General features: G+C 33.4%; 17 protein-coding genes and 1 pseudogene. 7 read left to right on the top strand and 11 right to left on the bottom strand.

Going from position 1 to position 17,847, the window contains the following annotated elements:
• Positions 1-31: 31 nt before the first annotated feature.
• From F1592_RS03825 to kapB, 8 genes are all read right to left on the bottom strand, one after another.
• Entirely contained in the window at positions 32-388 is a 357-nt protein-coding gene (locus tag F1592_RS03825; RefSeq protein ID WP_037538735.1) for a Na+/H+ antiporter subunit G1, read from the bottom strand.
• A complete protein-coding gene (locus tag F1592_RS03820) occupies positions 366-656 on the bottom strand; it encodes a Na(+)/H(+) antiporter subunit F1 (protein WP_037538732.1) in 291 nt (96 codons plus the stop codon). Before F1592_RS03820 ends, F1592_RS03825 begins: the two co-directional genes overlap by 23 nt.
• Positions 656-1,135 (bottom strand): Na+/H+ antiporter subunit E, encoded by a 480-nt coding sequence (locus tag F1592_RS03815; protein ID WP_053017559.1) that lies wholly within the window; start codon positions 1,133-1,135, stop codon positions 656-658. Before F1592_RS03815 ends, F1592_RS03820 begins: the two co-directional genes overlap by 1 nt.
• A complete protein-coding gene (locus F1592_RS03810; RefSeq protein ID WP_053017557.1) occupies positions 1,135-2,634 on the bottom strand; it encodes a Na+/H+ antiporter subunit D in 1,500 nt (499 codons plus the stop codon). The genes F1592_RS03815 and F1592_RS03810 overlap by 1 nt, the downstream gene beginning before the upstream one ends.
• Positions 2,627-2,968, bottom strand: a complete 342-nt coding sequence (gene mnhC1 / locus F1592_RS03805) for a Na+/H+ antiporter Mnh1 subunit C (protein WP_011276268.1) — start codon at positions 2,966-2,968, stop codon at positions 2,627-2,629. Before mnhC1 ends, F1592_RS03810 begins: the two co-directional genes overlap by 8 nt.
• A complete protein-coding gene (locus tag F1592_RS03800) occupies positions 2,968-3,396 on the bottom strand; it encodes a Na(+)/H(+) antiporter subunit B (RefSeq protein ID WP_016931159.1) in 429 nt (142 codons plus the stop codon). The genes mnhC1 and F1592_RS03800 overlap by 1 nt, the downstream gene beginning before the upstream one ends.
• On the bottom strand, positions 3,377-5,788 hold the full coding sequence (locus F1592_RS03795) for a Na+/H+ antiporter subunit A (protein WP_053017554.1): 2,412 nt from the start codon (positions 5,786-5,788) through the stop codon (positions 3,377-3,379). The genes F1592_RS03800 and F1592_RS03795 overlap by 20 nt, the downstream gene beginning before the upstream one ends.
• Positions 5,789-5,921: 133 nt before the next feature.
• On the bottom strand, positions 5,922-6,302 hold the full coding sequence (kapB, locus tag F1592_RS03790) for a sporulation phosphorelay system protein KapB (protein ID WP_037538722.1): 381 nt from the start codon (positions 6,300-6,302) through the stop codon (positions 5,922-5,924).
• Positions 6,303-6,370: 68 nt separating this feature from the next.
• Between kapB and F1592_RS03785 the strand changes: the two genes are divergently transcribed.
• From F1592_RS03785 to F1592_RS03760, 6 genes and pseudogenes are all read left to right on the top strand, one after another.
• Positions 6,371-6,967, top strand: a complete 597-nt coding sequence (locus tag F1592_RS03785; protein WP_037538720.1) for a peptidylprolyl isomerase — start codon at positions 6,371-6,373, stop codon at positions 6,965-6,967.
• A gap of 247 nt (positions 6,968-7,214) precedes the next feature.
• Positions 7,215-7,595, top strand: coding sequence for a S1 domain-containing post-transcriptional regulator Ygs (ygs, locus tag F1592_RS03780; RefSeq protein ID WP_011276262.1), 381 nt, complete (start codon positions 7,215-7,217; stop codon positions 7,593-7,595).
• A gap of 175 nt (positions 7,596-7,770) precedes the next feature.
• Positions 7,771-8,898 (top strand): NADH-dependent flavin oxidoreductase, encoded by a 1,128-nt coding sequence (locus F1592_RS03775; RefSeq protein ID WP_037538717.1) that lies wholly within the window; start codon positions 7,771-7,773, stop codon positions 8,896-8,898.
• Positions 8,899-9,307: 409 nt separating this feature from the next.
• Positions 9,308-10,498, top strand: coding sequence for an ornithine--oxo-acid transaminase (locus tag F1592_RS03770; protein ID WP_016931162.1), 1,191 nt, complete (start codon positions 9,308-9,310; stop codon positions 10,496-10,498).
• Between the two features lie 107 nt (positions 10,499-10,605).
• Positions 10,606-11,850, top strand: a complete 1,245-nt coding sequence (locus F1592_RS03765) for a Glu/Leu/Phe/Val family dehydrogenase (protein WP_149809552.1) — start codon at positions 10,606-10,608, stop codon at positions 11,848-11,850.
• Between the two features lie 151 nt (positions 11,851-12,001).
• Positions 12,002-12,133 (top strand): annotated as a pseudogene (locus F1592_RS03760) (ISL3 family transposase); the annotation flags it as partial.
• A 182-nt stretch (positions 12,134-12,315) separates the two neighbouring features.
• On the opposite strand, the gene F1592_RS03755 reads toward F1592_RS03760, so the two are convergent.
• The 3 genes from F1592_RS03755 to F1592_RS03745 form a co-directional block, all read right to left on the bottom strand.
• Entirely contained in the window at positions 12,316-13,278 is a 963-nt protein-coding gene (locus F1592_RS03755; protein ID WP_149809553.1) for a glycerophosphodiester phosphodiesterase, read from the bottom strand.
• Between the two features lie 187 nt (positions 13,279-13,465).
• Positions 13,466-14,848 (bottom strand): argininosuccinate lyase, encoded by a 1,383-nt coding sequence (gene argH, locus F1592_RS03750; protein WP_011276257.1) that lies wholly within the window; start codon positions 14,846-14,848, stop codon positions 13,466-13,468.
• On the bottom strand, positions 14,841-16,043 hold the full coding sequence (locus F1592_RS03745) for an argininosuccinate synthase (RefSeq protein WP_053018689.1): 1,203 nt from the start codon (positions 16,041-16,043) through the stop codon (positions 14,841-14,843). The genes argH and F1592_RS03745 overlap by 8 nt, the downstream gene beginning before the upstream one ends.
• A gap of 333 nt (positions 16,044-16,376) precedes the next feature.
• Between F1592_RS03745 and F1592_RS03740 the strand changes: the two genes are divergently transcribed.
• Positions 16,377-17,708 (top strand): glucose-6-phosphate isomerase, encoded by a 1,332-nt coding sequence (locus tag F1592_RS03740; protein WP_011276255.1) that lies wholly within the window; start codon positions 16,377-16,379, stop codon positions 17,706-17,708.
• Positions 17,709-17,847 lie beyond the last annotated feature (139 nt).

Below are 17,847 nucleotides of genomic sequence, written 5' to 3'. Positions count from 1 at the left end.
CTTTTTCGATTTAGTCAGTTGCTTGTATTAGTTAAATCATTTTATCTTTAAATTCATTTTTTAGTTCATCGATTTTCGTATCTTTAGTATAAGGTGTTTTATTATTATAAGCTGCTCTCATTATTAAATGACTTGAAAGTGGGCCAGTTACAAGAATAAAAAGAATACCAAAGATTAATTGCATATTAATATATCCATCTGTAGCGATAAAGTATAAGAATGTGCCAAACAATAGAAAAATAGCACCTAAAGTTGCTGATTTGCCTGCAGCATGGCCACGCGAATAAATATCTTTTAATCTTATAATACCAATAGCAGTAACGGCACTTATAATAGCTCCTAAAATGACAAAGATAACTGCTAAACTAATGATGATGTTCGTTATCACGTTCAATCACCTTACCTTTATCCATATATTTTGAGAAGACGGCTGTTCCTAAAAAGGCCAAAATACCAATTAATAAAATAGCAACGAGTAAATATTCTGAACCTATGAATATACTATATAACGCGATACACGCCATTAGTTGTAAACCGATTGCATCAAGCGCTAAAATTCTATCGGCTAATGTGGGACCTTTGATGATACGTACAAACATCGCTAACATTGATATTGCAACAACAATTAAAGCAATAATCATGATGATTTTTACCATCAGTCTTCGCCCACCTCTCTAACTACTCTCTCTAATGAAGATTTTATACCTTCAACTTCTTCTTCTTTAGTACTGAAATCTATAGAGTGAATATATATTTTTCTTCTATCATCACTAATACCTAATACGACTGTTCCTGGCGTCAATGTTATTAAATTAGATAATAAAACGATTTGCCAATCAGTTTTTAAATCAGTGTGATATACGAAGAAACCTGGTTCATTCTTAAGTTTAGGTTGTAGAACAATTTTTAAGACGTCGATATTAGCTTTTAATAATTCTACAAAAAATACAACCGCTAATTTTAATATCTTATAAATTTTTATGAAATAAAATCTTCCTGATAATATTCTACTAAATAAATATACGAATCCGAGTCCTAGTATGAAACCGAGTAAGAGGTTATTTAATGTATAGCTACCACTTAAGAAAATCCAAATAAAAGCTAAGATAAAGTTTAAAATAATTTGAATAGCCATTATGATCTACCTCCTAAGACACTCTCAATATAGATGCTAGGATCGTAAAACGATTGAGCCGCCTCAGAAATTAATGGATATAATAAATCAGCAGATAATCCAAATACGACTGTGATGACGACAGCAATTATTGAAATAGTAGTAGCGTGTTTAACGTTAACACTTTGAGTAGGCTCATAACCTCTAGGTTTCCCGAAAAAGCCTTTTAAGAAAATATGAATGACTGAATATAGCACAACTAAACTTGAAAGTAATACGATAATACCACTTACATAAAACCCTTTTTCAAAGGTTGCTTGTACAATGTAATATTTACCATAAAAACCACTTAGAGGCGGTATACCAGCGAGACTTAGCGCTGCGATGAAGAAAGTCCATCCTAGTACAGGGTAGTGTTTAATTAAACCGCCAAAGTCTTTAAGACTTGTAGATTTCGTAATTTGATACATCACACCTATAAGTAAAAATAGGGCAGTTTTGACTAACATGTCATGAATTGTGTAGTAAATCGCACCTATAATACCTGCTTCATTCATCATTGCTACGCCAACTAAGATAACTCCGACTGCAATCATGATATTATAAATAATTATCTTTTTAGTGTCATCGTATGCAATCGCACCTACCGAACCAAAAATGATTGTTAATAACGCTAAGAATAAAATTGTATAGTGCGAGAAACTCATTGTGTTGTGGAAGAACAAGCTTAAAGTTCTTAAAATCGCATATACGCCTACTTTTGTTAGTAGGGCACCAAAAAATGCAATGATTGCAAATGGTGGCGCATAATATGAACCTGGCAACCATACGTACATAGGGAAAGCACCGGCTTTAGTTGCGAACACGAAGATAAATAAAATAAAGACTATACTTAAGAGTCCGCTATGTGTGTTAGACAATGTAGATAATTTTTCACTAATATCTGCCATGTTTAACGTACCAACGATGGAATATAAAATCGCTACTGCAATTACAAAGAATGTTGAGGTAACTATATTAACTAATAAGTATTTGACAGTTTCGCGTAATTGAATTTGAGTGCCACCTAGTACAAGTAGTGCGTAAGATGACATTAGGAAGACTTCGAAAAATACAAATAAGTTAAATATATCTCCAGTTGTAAATGCACCTATAATTCCTACTAACATAAATGTGATAGAGAAGTGATAATAATAACGTTCTCTATCAATTCCTGCTGTGGTACTTGAAAATGCAGTAATTAAAATGGTGATAATGATACTAGTCACAATCAACATTGCACTAAAACTATCTAGTAAAAAGATAATGCCATAAGGTGCAGGCCAAGAACCCAATTCTACTTTAAGCGGACCATCGACATATACATTTCTTAAATTGATTATTGCCACAATTAGTGTCAGGACTAGACCAGTTAAAGTGACATATCGTTTCGCGCGATAACGTTGTCCTAAAAAGACCAATATAATTGCTGTAAAGATAGGTACGACTAATGAAAGGACGACTAAGTTATTTTCAATCATCATCTAACACTCCTTTCATTCTTTCTACGTTGTCAGTACCTAATTCTTTGTATGTTCTAAATGCTAAGACTAAGAAAAAGGCAGTTGTCGCAAAAGCGATAACGATTGCCGTTAGTATTAATGCATGGGGGATAGGATCGACATATTGACTAATATTTTTTTCATAGATTGGCATTTCGCCATGTTTCAATCCACCCATAGTAATTAAAAATAAATTTGATGCATGTGTAATTAAAGTTGTCCCCATAACAATTCGTATCAAACTTTTAGATAAAACGAGATAGACACTAATTGAAGCGAGGATGCCACATACAAATATCATGATTATTTCCACTATTCGCTCTCTCCAATCGTTATAATAATTGTCATAATCGTTCCAACTACAGCGCAAAGAACTCCGAAATCAAAGAACATCGGTGTGTTCATATGAACAGGTTGAAGTAGGGGCAACGGTATATTAAATTCCGTGTGTGTGAAAAAGTTTTCACCATAGAACCAACTTGCTAATGGAGTACCAACACAGAATAATAAGCCTATTCCAATTAAAATTTTAAAATCCCACGGGAATACCTTTTCCATCGTTTTAATATCAAACGCAATTGCGATGATAGTTAGTGCACATGATAATAGTAAGCCACCTACGAAGCCACCACCAGGTGTATAATGTCCTGCAAAGAATAAAGTGACCCCAAATAAGGCGATTAGAAAGGCGATAATAACAGCAGCATATTGAAACATTAAATTATTGTTCTGTCTGTTCATCACTCTTCACCTCACTTGATTGATGTTTACGACGCAACTTAATCATTGTATACACACCTAAACCGGCAATACCTAATACAGATGATTCAAATAAAGTATCCATACCACGGAAGTCAACAAGTATGACATTTACCATGTTCTTACCGTGAGCTAAATCATAAACATGTGCTTTATAGTATTCTCCAATAGATGTAAAATGTCTGTTTCCGTACGCAATTAAACCTAAGATAATGACAACAAGTCCGACACCAATTGAAATAAGTGCGTTCGTTAATTTAAATGATCGTGTTTCATTATAACGATTTAAATTAGGTAAATGATAGAAACATAATAAGAATAACGCTGTAGAAATCGATTCTACTACGAACTGTGTTAAGGCAAGGTCTGGTGCTTTGAAAAATACAAATAACACAGATACTGAATAACCGACCACACCTAGCATGATAACGCTAAATAAACGTGATTTAGCAATAACAACCATAAATGCTGCGATAATTAATAATATTAAAATCGCTATTTCATAAATATGAATATTATTTATATCTTTAAAATTAAAGTCAAAAGGAACACTTAGTAACGTCACAATCGTAACGACAATAAGCATACCGAATATAATGACTAAGCTATCTCTAACATAACCATTTACATAACTATTCGTCATATTCGCTGAATAATTAGGCAAGTATTTTCCAGTAGAATCGTACCAATGATTTAATGTTAGACGTGTTGGCTGAGCGTGTAATAGCCGGATCCAATAACTAAATGTTAGTAATAAAAGAATACCTAATATCCAAATAATTAATGTTGAAATAAATGCAGGCGTAATACCATGGAATAAATGGAATTCCGCATTAACATTACTCATACCACTGATTGCAGTAGTCGCTGGTTCTACAATAGATTGCGTTAATAATCCTGGGAATAACCCAAAGACAACAACGAGTACTGCTAAAATGATTGGAGATAATAACATTAACATTGAAGCTTCATGTGCTTTTTTAGGTAAAGCATTCGGTTGATGTTTACCAAAGAAAATAAACATAATAAATTTAATTGAATAAACAAACGTAAATATACTACCCACAATAGCTAAAATAGGAAAAACAATACCTAATGTATCTAAACTGAAAACATTAGCGTGAGAAATCTCAATCATGGCTTCAAGAAATTTTTCTTTAGAAAGGAAGCCGTTAAACGGTGGAATACCTGCCATACTTAATGCTGTAATAACTGTAATTGTAAATGAAATAGGCATAATCGTTAGTAAACCACCAAGTTTTTTAACATCTCTTGTGCCTGTACCATGATCTACAGCACCTGTAATCATGAATAACGCACCTTTAAATGTGGCGTGATTCACTAGATGAAACACTGCTGCAGTAAATCCAGCAATGTACAATTGGCTTTGACTTCCCTCGAAATGATAACTTACGGCACCAATACCTAACATCGACATAATCATGCCAAGTTGAGATACTGTTGAGAATGCAAGTATACCTTTCAAATCTTGTTGTTTTGTTGCATTTAAAGATGCCCAGAAAAGTGTGATTAGACCAACTAAAGTAATTGTCCAAATCCATCCTTGTGATATCGCAAAAAGCGGTGTAACACGTGCAACTAAATATAATCCTGCTTTTACCATTGTTGCCGAGTGTAGATATGCACTGACTGGGGTAGGTGCTTCCATAGCGTCAGGCAACCAAATATAAAATGGAACTTGTGCAGATTTAGTAAATGCACCCAGCATAATAAGTACCATTGCGAAGATAAAGAATGGACTATGTTGAATCTCAGATGCATTAGCAATTAGCTCGTGTAAGCTAAGTGAATCACCTGCTAGAGAAATTAAAATGAATCCCCCTAATAAACTTAATCCACCAAATACGGTAATGATTAATGACTTCTGCGCACCATAAATAGATGCCTTTTTTTCTCTCCAGAAAGAGATAAGTAAAAAACTTGAAAACGAAGTCAATTCCCAAAATAGATATAAAATAATTAAATTGTCTGAAAGGACAACGCCTAACATTGCACCCATAAATAGTAATAAATAACAATAAAAATTACCAAGCTGTTCAGATTTACTTAAGTAACCAATGGAATATAAAACCACTAAAGATCCTATACCTGTTATAAGTAAACTGAATAAAATGCTTAAGCCGTCAAGATACAAATCAAAATTCATACCTATATGTGGCATCCAGTTTAATGTTTTTATTACTGTATTACCTGACTGAGTAGTCGAAATAAGAGATAAGAAATAGATAAATAAGACAACAGGAATAGGTAATACAAACCAACCTAAATGAATCTTTTTAAAGAATCGATATAGAATTGGAATAATGAGTGCAAATATTAACGGTAAAATGACCGCAATATGTAACAAACTCACTATGTTATCCTCCTTAAAAAATATTTATGAAATATATTATACATGAATCATATTGTTCTGAAAAACGACGAAAACCCATATGAGTAGTGATTTTTCAGAACTTGTTAAATAAGAAGAAACACGTTCAAATGACTTATAAAAATTTTTGTTTATATTGAATTGAATAGTCATTTTTTAAATTTTCAAGATTGTTTAAGGCTAGTTTTGCAAATTCAGTATTTTGCTGTTTTAAATCATTTTCCATTTTTGTAATAGCTTGTTGAAGTGACGCTTCATAAGTCATTTCCTCAACATTAAACTCACGCAATTGTGAACGCGTTGCATAACGTTTCTCATAATGACTTAGAGCACGTCTTTCATGGAAAAAGACACCTTCAGTTTGTCCTGGATTATGTAAATCACCTTGTTTTGGATGTTTAATCACTTGCTCAACTTGAACTAGAACTTGGTCGTCATTCTCTTCTTTAATTGTAACGCCGTAAGCGCCAGTCTTATGTGAGAATCGGTATAACATGCTATATTACTTCCTTTCAAATGTGTTAAGATGTATCTATATCATCATAACATGAATGGAGAATTGAAATGACTAACTATCCACAACTAAACAAAGAAATACAAGACAATGAAATTAAAGTTGTTATGCATACAAATAAAGGCGATATGACATTTAAGTTGTTCCCAGATATCGCGCCGAAAACTGTTGAAAATTTTGTGACACATGCTAAAAATGGTTATTATGACGGTATTACTTTCCACCGTGTTATTAATGACTTCATGATTCAAGGAGGAGATCCTACAGCAACTGGGATGGGTGGTGAAAGTATTTATGGAGGATCTTTTGAAGATGAATTCTCTTTAGAGGCTTTTAACTTATATGGTGCGCTTTCAATGGCAAATGCAGGACCAAACACAAATGGTTCTCAATTCTTTGTTGTACAAATGAAAGAAGTTCCAGAATCTATGGTTAACCAATTAGTAGATGGTGGCTGGCCTGAACCGATTGCCAAAGCATATGCGGATAATGGTGGCACGCCTTGGTTAGATCAAAAACACACTGTGTTCGGACAACTAATTGAAGGCGAATCAACTTTAGAAGATATTGCAAATACTAAAGTAGGTGCACAAGATAAACCTGTACATGATGTAGTTATTGAATCTATTGATGTAGAAGATAAATAATAATTGATTATGAACAAATCTTTCGAATCGACGGTTGATGTCGATTCGTTTTTTTATGGTTTAAACTTTCAATTCAATTGCAATTTTTAAAACGATAACCTTAAATGCGAACGTTAATTTAGTATTTGTCGGAAGGAATATTATATTTTTGAAAAAATGTGGATTTTTATTGGTTTATAGTTAGTCCAAGTTTGTGATTTATGCTATTATAATTATGTTAAGTAAATCGAAGTAAGGGGTTATCAAGTTGAATAATCACTATAAAGAAGGTCAGCATATTAAAGTGCGTGTGACTGGAATTCAACCGTATGGCGCTTTTGTTGAGACCCCTGACCATACTGAAGGACTTATCCATATTTCTGAAATTATGGATGATTACGTCCACAACTTAAAAAAATTTCTATCAGAAGGACAAATCGTTAAAGCAAAAATTTTATCAATTGATGATGAAGGAAAACTAAATTTGTCTCTTAAAGATAATGATTACTTTAAGAATTATGAACGAAAAAAAGAAAAGCAGTCAGTATTAGATGAAATTAAAGAAACAGAAAAGTATGGGTTTCAAACACTTGAAGAACGCCTACCGGTCTGGATTAAACAGTCTAAACGTGCGATTCGTAATAATTGATTGACTGTTAACACGCTAAGCTAACGTTGTATTTTAATATAGCGTTAGCTTTTTTATGCGTTTGATTATAAAAAAGCGACACAAATATATGCATGTACAGTCAAGCAGAATATTGGAGGAGCTTTAATTCTGCGTGCTATAGTCTAGTCATAATTAAAAAGGAAAGGACTTACCTATGAATAAAAAATATGAAAAATTATTTGAAACCGTAACTTTGCCAAATGGGGTTGAATTAAAAAATCGTTTTGTATTGGCGCCATTAACGCATATTTCATCTAATGATGATGGTACAATTTCTGACGTGGAAATACCGTATATTGAAAAGCGCTCTAAAGATGTTGGTTTAGCTATCAATGCTGCAAGTAATGTTAACGATATTGGTAAAGCTTTTCCGGGACAACCTTCTGTTGCGCATGATTCAGATATAGAAGGACTCAAACGTTTAGCACAAGCTATGAAGAAAAATGGTGCTAAAGCTTTAGTTCAAATTCATCATGGTGGCGCACAAGCATTAGCTAATTTAACACCAAATGGAGATGTTGTTGCACCAAGTCCTATCACTTTAAAAAGCTTCGGACAACAACATGAACATGATGCTAGAGAAATTACGCCTGAAGAAATTGAACAAACAATTAAAGATTTCGGTGAAGCAACGCGTCGAGTAATCGAAGCTGGGTTTGATGGCGTAGAGATTCATGGTGCTAATCACTATTTAATTCACCAATTTGTATCTCCATATTATAATAGAAGAAATGATGAATGGTCTGATCACATGAAGTTTCCAACTGCTGTTATAGATGAAGTATTAAAGGCCAAATCAGAATATGCGAGCGATGATTTCATAGTAGGGTATCGACTTTCTCCTGAAGAAGCTGAATCACCAGGTATTTCAATGGAAATTACCGAACAACTAATTAATACAATTACTGAAAAATCAATTGATTATGTTCATATATCTCTTGGAGATATTCATTCAACTACAAGAGAAGGTAAGTATGCAGGACAAGAGCGATTGAAATTAATTCACCAATGGGTGGATGGTCGTATCCCAGTTATTGGTGTAGGATCTGTATTTACAGCTGATGATGCATTAGACGCTATTGAATCAACAGGTGTTGAACTCGTAGCACTTGGTCGTGAAATATTATTAGACTATAATTTCATCAGCAAAATTCAAGAAGGAAAAGAAGATGAAATTTTATCAGAATTTGACCCTCATCGTGAAGATAAGCATGAATTAACACCTAATTTGTGGAAACAATTTAACCAAGGTTTTTATCCGTTACCTCGTAAAGATAAATAGTATTAATGAGTGAATAAATGTTAAACTTTGCGGTTAGTTTTAATCTAGTTAAAAAGAAGATGTTCAAAATATCTTTATAAATTTAATTTGATAAATGTAGATGAACTTAGAGTTTATAATAGATTATGGCAATCATTCTTGTCATAATCTTTTTTTATGTAAATAACAAAGGAATCTTAATTCATTTTATTTATCGGAAAATTTTTAATATTTTGCTTGTAAAAATATTGATAGGTATGTCATTATATCTGTAAGGGCTTTCATTTAGAAACGAAGGGCATATTTGATGTAACAGTGAGTCATTTAATGCTCTTATTAATTTTGCAAATATACTTCTTTGTATATGACATCGAAAGCCGTAATCGTATGGCCATTAGTTTTAATATAAATTAAGCAAAGGGGAGATATTATGACTAAGTCAGAACAAATCATTGAATTAACAAACCATTATGGAGCTCAAAACTACGTACCACTACCAATCGTTGTTGCAGAAGCGGAAGGTATTTGGGTAACTGATCCAGAAGGTAATAAATATATGGATATGCTTTCAGCTTATTCAGCTGTTAACCAAGGACACCGTCATCCTAAAATTATTCAAGCACTTAAAGATCAAGCTGACAAAGTAACTTTGGTTTCTCGTGCTTTTCATAGTGATAATTTAGGTGAATGGTATGAAAAAGTTTGTAAATTATCAGGTAAAGATAAAGCATTACCAATGAATACTGGTGCGGAAGCAGTTGAAACTGCATTGAAAGCTGCACGTCGTTGGGCATATGATGTAAAAGGTCTTGAACCAGATAAAGCTGAAATTATCGCATTTAATGGTAACTTCCATGGTCGTACTATGGCGCCAGTATCTTTATCATCAGAAGCTGAGTACCAACGTGGTTATGGTCCGTTATTAGATGGTTTCCGCAAAGTAGATTTCGGCGATGTCGATAAATTAAAAGAAGCTATTAATGAGAATACAGCTGCTATTTTAGTTGAACCGATTCAAGGTGAAGCAGGTATTAATATCCCACCTGAAGGTTATCTAAAAGCTATCAGAGAATTATGTGATGAACATAATATTTTATTTATTGCCGATGAAATTCAAGCTGGTTTAGGACGTTCTGGTAAATTATTTGCGACTGATTGGGATAATGTTAAACCTGATGTTTATATTTTAGGAAAAGCGCTTGGTGGCGGCGTACTACCTATTTCCGTAGTCTTAGCTGACAACGAAGTACTGGATGTATTTACACCTGGTTCACACGGTTCTACGTTTGGTGGTAATCCATTAGCTTGTGCCGTTTCAATCGCTGCGTTAGATGTCATATTAGATGAAGATTTACCTGGCCGTTCACATGAATTAGGGGAATACTTTAAATCTGAATTACAAAAAATTAATCACCCAGCTATTAAAGAAGTACGTGGTCGTGGTCTCTTTATTGGTGTTGAATTACATGAAAGTGCTAGACCTTTCTGTGAGGCATTAAAAGAAAAAGGACTATTATGTAAAGAAACTCATGATACGGTGATTCGATTTGCTCCACCTTTAGTTATTTCTAAAGAAGAATTAGATGATGCATTAGATAGAATCAGAAGCGTATTTAATTAAGTTCAAAAAGTTGTAACATTCATTTTGAAAACCCTTTAAAAAGCAAAGACATGTGTTACAATATGTATGAAAGCGAAATCATTTGTTAAAAAGAGGCGAAAGTGATCATGACTGAGAATAATAATTTAGTGACTTCTACACAAAGTATCATTAAAGAAGCTTTACACAAATTGGGATTTGACGATGGTATGTATGATTTAATCAAAGAACCATTAAGATTTTTACAAGTTCGTATCCCAGTACGCATGGATGACGGTACTGTTAAAACATTTACAGGTTATCGTGCTCAACATAACGATGCTGTTGGTCCAACTAAAGGTGGGGTTCGTTTCCATCCTGAAGTAGATGAAGAAGAAGTTAAAGCATTATCTATGTGGATGACTTTAAAATGCGGTATTGTTAATTTACCATACGGTGGTGGTAAAGGTGGTATCGTATGTGACCCACGTCAAATGAGTATTCATGAAGTTGAACGTTTATCTCGTGGATATGTACGTGCAATTTCTCAATTCGTTGGTCCTACAAAAGATATTCCAGCACCAGACGTATTTACTAACTCTCAAATTATGGCTTGGATGATGGATGAATATAGTGCTTTAGATAAATTTAACTCACCTGGTTTTATTACAGGTAAACCTATCGTATTAGGTGGTTCACAAGGACGCGATCGTTCAACTGCATTGGGCGTAGTGATTGCTATTGAACAAGCAGCTAAACGTCGTGGTAAGGAAATCAAAGGTTCTCGCGTAGTTATCCAAGGATTTGGTAATGCAGGTAGTTTCTTAGCTAAATTCTTATATGACATGGGTGCAAAAGTCGTAGGAATTTCTGATGCTTATGGTGCATTACATGATCCAGAAGGTTTAGATATCGATTATTTATTAGATCGTCGTGATAGTTTCGGTACATTTACAAACTTATTCGATAACACAATTTCTAACAAAGAATTGTTCGAGTTAGATTGTGACATTCTAGTACCAGCTGCGATTTCTAACCAAATCACTGAAGATAATGCGAATGATATTAAAGCCGATATTGTTGTTGAAGCGGCTAACGGACCTACTACACCTGAAGCTACACGAATTTTAACTGAACGTGGTATCTTATTGGTACCAGACGTACTAGCAAGTGCTGGTGGTGTAACAGTTTCATACTTCGAATGGGTGCAAAATAACCAAGGTTATTATTGGTCTGAAGAGGAAGTTAACGATAAATTACGTGAAAAATTAGTAGATGCGTTTGATACAATCTACGAATTAGCACAAAATAGAAAAATTGACATGAGACTAGCAGCTTATATTGTAGGTATTAAACGTACTGCAGAAGCAGCTCGCTACCGTGGTTGGGCATAAGCCATAATATCAATATAATTAGGCTCTATAATAAATTGGACTGATGACTAAAAGTCATCAGCCCAATTTTTATATTTGAATACAAAAATGGCGCAATTACCTCTATAATTATTAGCTACCAAACAAAATAAAAAAGAAAGGTAATGCGCCTATGTGTAAGTCTATATTAAATACATTAAGAATTAAAGATAAAAATCTAAATTTTTCAGATGAAGTGACTGAGAAAAAACATAAAGGACGAATGAGCTTGTTTTACTATGCCGAGCTCACTTATCAACCTACGCTATTTATGCAAAAAGAGATTAAACAACTTAAGGTTGATTAATCTCAACATTAGGACTCATCAATCCGATTTGTCGAAGAGCTTATAATTAAAACGCTATCGTTTGTTTTGATATATAAACAAGCGATAGCGTTTATTTTGTTGTTCTCTAAATTATTAATTTATGAACCATAGTTATACTTTCATTTTTGAGCACTTATTGCTTTATATTGATCAGCATAATTTGTAAACACACCATCAACACCGTATTGGTTCAAGCGCTGCATATCGGCAGTTTCATTCACGGTAAATGGATGTACGAGGAAACCTAAATCTTTTAAATGAGCTGTATTTTGTGCATTTAAATCACTATATTCAGGACCGACGCCAGTTGCATAAGAACGAATACGTTGTAAATCTGCTTGACTTTGTTGAGCTAATTCACCTTTGTCCAATAGGCGTATTAATGGCACATTTGAATTTAATTGATGCATTTTTAATAAGCTAGCTTCTGAAAATGATTGTACCAGGACATGTCCATTTTCTAGAGAATTTGAAGTAAGCATGTTATGTCGGTTTAGTGTGTCTAGCAATTGCTGTTCCATGCCAGGATAAACATCAGGCTGCTTAGTTTCAATATAATAATTGGCATTTGTACCGTAACGTGACAATATTTCGTCTAACGTTGGCACTGTAGCACCTTTATAACTATCTTTGGCTAATTGAGGATTTTGTTCATTAAATGATGAATCTGCATCTAATTTCTTTAATTCAGCTAATGTATAATCCTCGACACGTCCTGAGCCGTTTGTTGTACGATCAACTGTTTCGTCATGCATTGCAACTAAATGACCATCTTTAGTGCGTTGTAAATCTATTTCAATATATGAGGCACCTAATTCATTATGACTTTTATCGTACGCTGCAAAAGTATGCTCTGGTGCATAACCACTAGCACCACGATGTGCAATAGTAGTATGGCGCTCTCCTGTTAAATTTCTTGACCAATTAGTATGATTGTTTTGAGTTTTAGATGCATTAGTTAGGTTCGTAGTTGTAGTGTTTGATGATTCACCACCACTTGCTTCAACGGGCGTATGTATAATCGCTAGACTCAAACTGGCTACTGTTAAACATGAAATGATACCTTTATTACTTGCTTTCAACAAACTCATCCTTTCATAGTTAAATGTATAATTAAAATCTATCAGTGATATTTTGTGTAAGAAAGTGAATTTGCAGAAGCTTTAAATAACTATTATATAATTAATGTTCACTCAATATATTTAACAAAAAGGTTGGGAATGGATAGAATTCATTCAGAATTCGTTGGCCCATACCCAACCTCTAAAATTAATCGTTATTTAATAATTTTTCAGCAACTTTAAGTTGATGACGTACTGCGTCTTGGCCTGTTGAACCATAACTTTTTCTTCGGCTAAGACAGTTTTCCGGTTTAAGATAGTCATAAACATCTTGATCAATATTTGAATTTAATTCTTTGTAACGTTCAAGAGGTACATCTAATAAATAGATACCTTGTTGAATGCACTCAAAGACAATTTTACCAACAATTTCGTGTGCCTTTCTAAATGGTACATCTTTAGCTACTAAATAATCAGCTAATTCCGTTGCATTTGAAAAGTCTTGATGCACAGTTTCGTTTAAACGGTCTGTATTAACGGTCATTGTATCTAACATACCTTCAAAAATTCGTAGTGAACCTTTTATAGTACGTACTGAATCAAATAAACCTTCTTTATCTTCTTGTAAGTCTTTATTATATGCAAGTGGTAACCCTTTTAATGTTACAAGCATGCTCATTAAATGTCCTGTAGCACGTCCTACTTTACCACGAATAAGTTCTGCCATATCTGGATTCTTCTTCTGAGGCATAATAGATGAACCTGTAGAGAAAGCATCAGATAGGGTAATGAATTTCGCTTCATCCGTAGACCAAAAGATAATTTCTTCAGCAAAACGTGATAAATGAATCATAGTTAATGAAATATTATGCAAAGTTTCAATAATGTAATCACGATCACTCACTGCATCTAAACTATTCTCATAAACTGAACTAAATTCTAATAATTGTTGCGTTTCGTGTCTATCGATAGGGTGTGTTGTACCGCTTAATGCAGCTGCACCCAATGGTGAAATATCAATACGTTTCATACTATCAACGAAACGTGAATAGTCTCTTTCTAGCATCCAGAAATATGTCATAACATGGTGTGCAAAAGAAATCGGTTGAGCACGTTGTAAGTGTGTATATCCTGGCATGATTGTATCCACATGTGATTGAGCTAGTTTAAGAATGGATGTTTGGAATGAACGAATAAGGTCTTGAATTTCAAGTACTTCTTTTTTTACGTATAAATGCAAGTCAGTAGCCACTTGGTCATTTCTACTACGACCTGTATGCAACTTACCTCCAGCGTCACCGACACGTTGAATGAGTTCATGTTCAATGTTTAAATGAATATCTTCAAGCGATTTTTTAAACGCAAGCTTCCCATTATGAAAGTCTTGTTGAATCTCTTTTAAGCCATTAATGATTGCGTCTTTATCATCTTGTGAAATGATATTTTGATTAGCTAACATGGTAGCATGTGCAATACTACCTTGGACATCTTCATCCAACAATGTTTGGTCGAAATCTATGGAAGCATTAAATTCATCTACCCAATCTTCCGGTTGTTGTTGAAAACGGCCACCCCATGCTTTACTACTCATTACTATAACCTCCATGAAGATATGCATTTACTTGAGTAGGTAAACCATAAATATCGATGAAACCTACGGCTGCTGATTGATTGAATGCATCTTCTTTAGTGTATGTTGCTAATTTTTCATCATATAGCGTGTATGGAGATTTTCTTCCATTAACAATGGCATTACCTTTAAATAATTTAATTCTAACATCACCTTCAACATATTGTTGCGTGCTATCAATGAATAATTTTAAGCTATCAGTTAATGGTGAGAACCATAAACCATTATAAGTTTGTTCAGCAAATTGTTTTTCAATCACCGGTTTAAAATGAGCTACATCTTTAGTTAACGTTAATGTTTCAAGTGCTTTATGTGCTTTTAATATTACTTCTGCACCTGGAGTTTCATATATTTCACGAGATTTAATACCAACTAGACGATTTTCTACATGGTCGATACGTCCAATTCCGTGTTTTCCAGCTAATTCATTCAATGTTAATATTAATTGATCTAAGTCATAATCTTTATGATTTAATTGAACTGGAACACCGTTTTTAAATGAAAGGATAATTTCATCAGGTGTATCTGGTGTATCTTCTAACTCTGCAGTCAAATCATAAGCGTCTTTTGGAGGAGCAGCATACGGATCTTCTAAAATACCACACTCATTTGCTCTACCCCATAGGTTTTGATCAATTGAATAAGGAGAATCGTGATTGATGCCAACGGGGATATTGTGTTTAATGGCATAATCAATCTCTTCTTCACGACTCCAACCCCATTCTCTTACTGGCGCAAATGCTTTTAGGTTAGGGTTTAATGCTTTAATAGCAACTTCGAAACGAACTTGGTCATTACCTTTACCAGTACAACCATGCGCGATACCGACAGAATTAGTTTGTTCAGCAATCTCAACTAATTTCTTAGCGATAAGTGGACGAGATAAAGCTGATACGAGTGGATAACTATTTTCATACATTAAGTTACCTTTGATTGCATAACTTACAAAGTCATCACTAAATTCTTTAGTAGCATCAATAATATGACACTCAACTGCACCCATATCTAGTGCTTTAGAATATACAACATCTAAATCTTTACCTTCACCAACATCTAAACATACAGCTACGACATCATAGCCTTTATCTATAAGCCATTTAACGGCTACACTTGTATCTAATCCACCTGAATATGCTAATACGATTTTCTCTTTCATTAAAATTCACCTCATAATTTTTCTGAAAATTGATATAAATTTATACTAACAGATATCAAATGAAAATAAAACCATTTTTTTACATAAATATACAAAAATTTGGAAATACTCTTATCATTAACATATCAATTGTATAAAAGGATATGTTACATATTGATATGGAAATATAAGTATTATTTTATTTAGAAATTATTCATTTTAAAATTATTAAAAAATGTCTTAAAATTGTTGAATTAATTTGAAAATATTCGAATAGTCAGTCATGTCAATTGAATAGAAGGCTTAAAGTTAGTAAAATTAAATCAACAAGGACATACAGGAGGCTTTTATAAAATGACTCATATTCAATTAGATTATGGAAAAGCATTAGAATTCTTTGGTCAACATGAAATTGATCAACAACAAGATATCGTTAAAACAATTCATAAAACGATTCACGAAGGTACTGGTGCAGGTAGTGATTTCTTAGGTTGGGTGAATCTTCCGGAAGACTATGATAAGAAAGAATTTTCAAGAATTGTGGAAGCATCAAAACGTATAAAATCTAATTCAGATGTATTAGTAGTAATTGGTATCGGAGGTTCATATTTAGGTGCACGTGCTGCTATTGAAATGTTAACTTCATCATTCCGCAATTCAAATGAATACCCTGAGATTGTATTCGTGGGTAATCATTTATCATCAACGTACACTAAAGAATTAGTAGACTACTTATCAGATAAAGATTTTTCAGTAAATGTTATTTCTAAATCTGGTACAACTACAGAACCAGCAGTAGCATTTAGATTATTTAAACAATTAGTTGAAGATAAGTATGGTAAAGCAGAAGCTAAAAAACGTATCTTTGCTACTACAGATAAAGCAAAAGGTGCATTAAAACAATTAGCAGATAATGAAGGTTATGAAACGTTTGTAGTACCAGATGATGTTGGTGGTCGTTATTCTGTATTAACTGCTGTGGGTCTATTACCGATTGCAACAGCTGGCATAAATATTGAATCAATTATGATTGGTGCAAACAAAGCGCGTAAAGAATTATCATCTGATAAATTAGATGAAAATATTGCTTATCAATATGCGACAATCCGTAATATTTTATATAGCAAAGGCTACACTACTGAAATGTTGATTAATTATGAACCGTCAATGCAATATTTCAATGAGTGGTGGAAACAATTATATGGTGAGTCTGAAGGTAAAGACTTTAAAGGTATATATCCATCTAGTGCAAACTATACAACTGACTTACATTCATTAGGTCAATATGTCCAAGAAGGGCGTCGTTTCTTATTTGAAACAGTTGTAAAAGTAAACAACCCTAAACACGATATTACAATTGAAGAAGATAGTGATGATTTAGATGGATTAAATTACTTAGCAGGTAAAACAATTGATGAAGTTAATACTAAAGCATTTGAAGGTACACTATTAGCTCACACTGATGGTGGCGTTCCTAATGTTGTTGTGAATATTCCACGCTTAGACGAAGAAACATTTGGTTATGTTGTATACTTCTTTGAATTAGCGTGTGCAATGAGTGGATATCAATTAGGTGTTAATCCATTTAACCAACCTGGAGTAGAAGCATACAAACAAAACATGTTTGCATTATTAGGTAAACCTGGATTTGAAGATAAGAAGAAAGAATTAGAAGAGCGTTTATAATTCTCTAGTCATTCAATAGCGTCAATTAAATATGTCTTACACAGTCGATATGGATTAAATTCCGTATCGACTTTTCTAATATATACCTTTATATTAAAGCTAAGGAATGAGTTCTAACTACTACCTGTGACTGATTTAT

The organism is Staphylococcus sp. GDX7P312P, from assembly GCF_008385775.1.
Classification (GTDB): Bacteria; Bacillota; Bacilli; order Staphylococcales; family Staphylococcaceae; genus Staphylococcus; species Staphylococcus haemolyticus.
This window is presented reverse-complemented; position numbering and strand designations above follow the sequence as displayed.

Excerpts from the sequence above, each read along its gene's own strand:
- F1592_RS03820 (WP_037538732.1), bottom strand. The coding sequence starts at position 656 with ATGGTAAAAATCATCATGATTATTGCTTTAATTGTTGTTGCAATATCA.
- F1592_RS03740 (WP_011276255.1), top strand. The coding sequence starts at position 16,377 with ATGACTCATATTCAATTAGATTATGGAAAAGCATTAGAATTCTTTGGT.
- F1592_RS03800 (WP_016931159.1), bottom strand. The coding sequence starts at position 3,396 with ATGAACAGACAGAACAATAATTTAATGTTTCAATATGCTGCTGTTATT.
- F1592_RS03775 (WP_037538717.1), top strand. The coding sequence starts at position 7,771 with ATGAATAAAAAATATGAAAAATTATTTGAAACCGTAACTTTGCCAAAT.
- F1592_RS03765 (WP_149809552.1), top strand. The coding sequence starts at position 10,606 with ATGACTGAGAATAATAATTTAGTGACTTCTACACAAAGTATCATTAAA.
- F1592_RS03745 (WP_053018689.1), bottom strand. The coding sequence starts at position 16,043 with ATGAAAGAGAAAATCGTATTAGCATATTCAGGTGGATTAGATACAAGT.
- argH (WP_011276257.1), bottom strand. The coding sequence starts at position 14,848 with ATGAGTAGTAAAGCATGGGGTGGCCGTTTTCAACAACAACCGGAAGAT.
- F1592_RS03810 (WP_053017557.1), bottom strand. The coding sequence starts at position 2,634 with ATGATTGAAAATAACTTAGTCGTCCTTTCATTAGTCGTACCTATCTTT.
- F1592_RS03815 (WP_053017559.1), bottom strand. The coding sequence starts at position 1,135 with ATGGCTATTCAAATTATTTTAAACTTTATCTTAGCTTTTATTTGGATT.
- F1592_RS03770 (WP_016931162.1), top strand. The coding sequence starts at position 9,308 with ATGACTAAGTCAGAACAAATCATTGAATTAACAAACCATTATGGAGCT.
- kapB (WP_037538722.1), bottom strand. The coding sequence starts at position 6,302 with ATGTTATACCGATTCTCACATAAGACTGGCGCTTACGGCGTTACAATT.
- F1592_RS03785 (WP_037538720.1), top strand. The coding sequence starts at position 6,371 with ATGACTAACTATCCACAACTAAACAAAGAAATACAAGACAATGAAATT.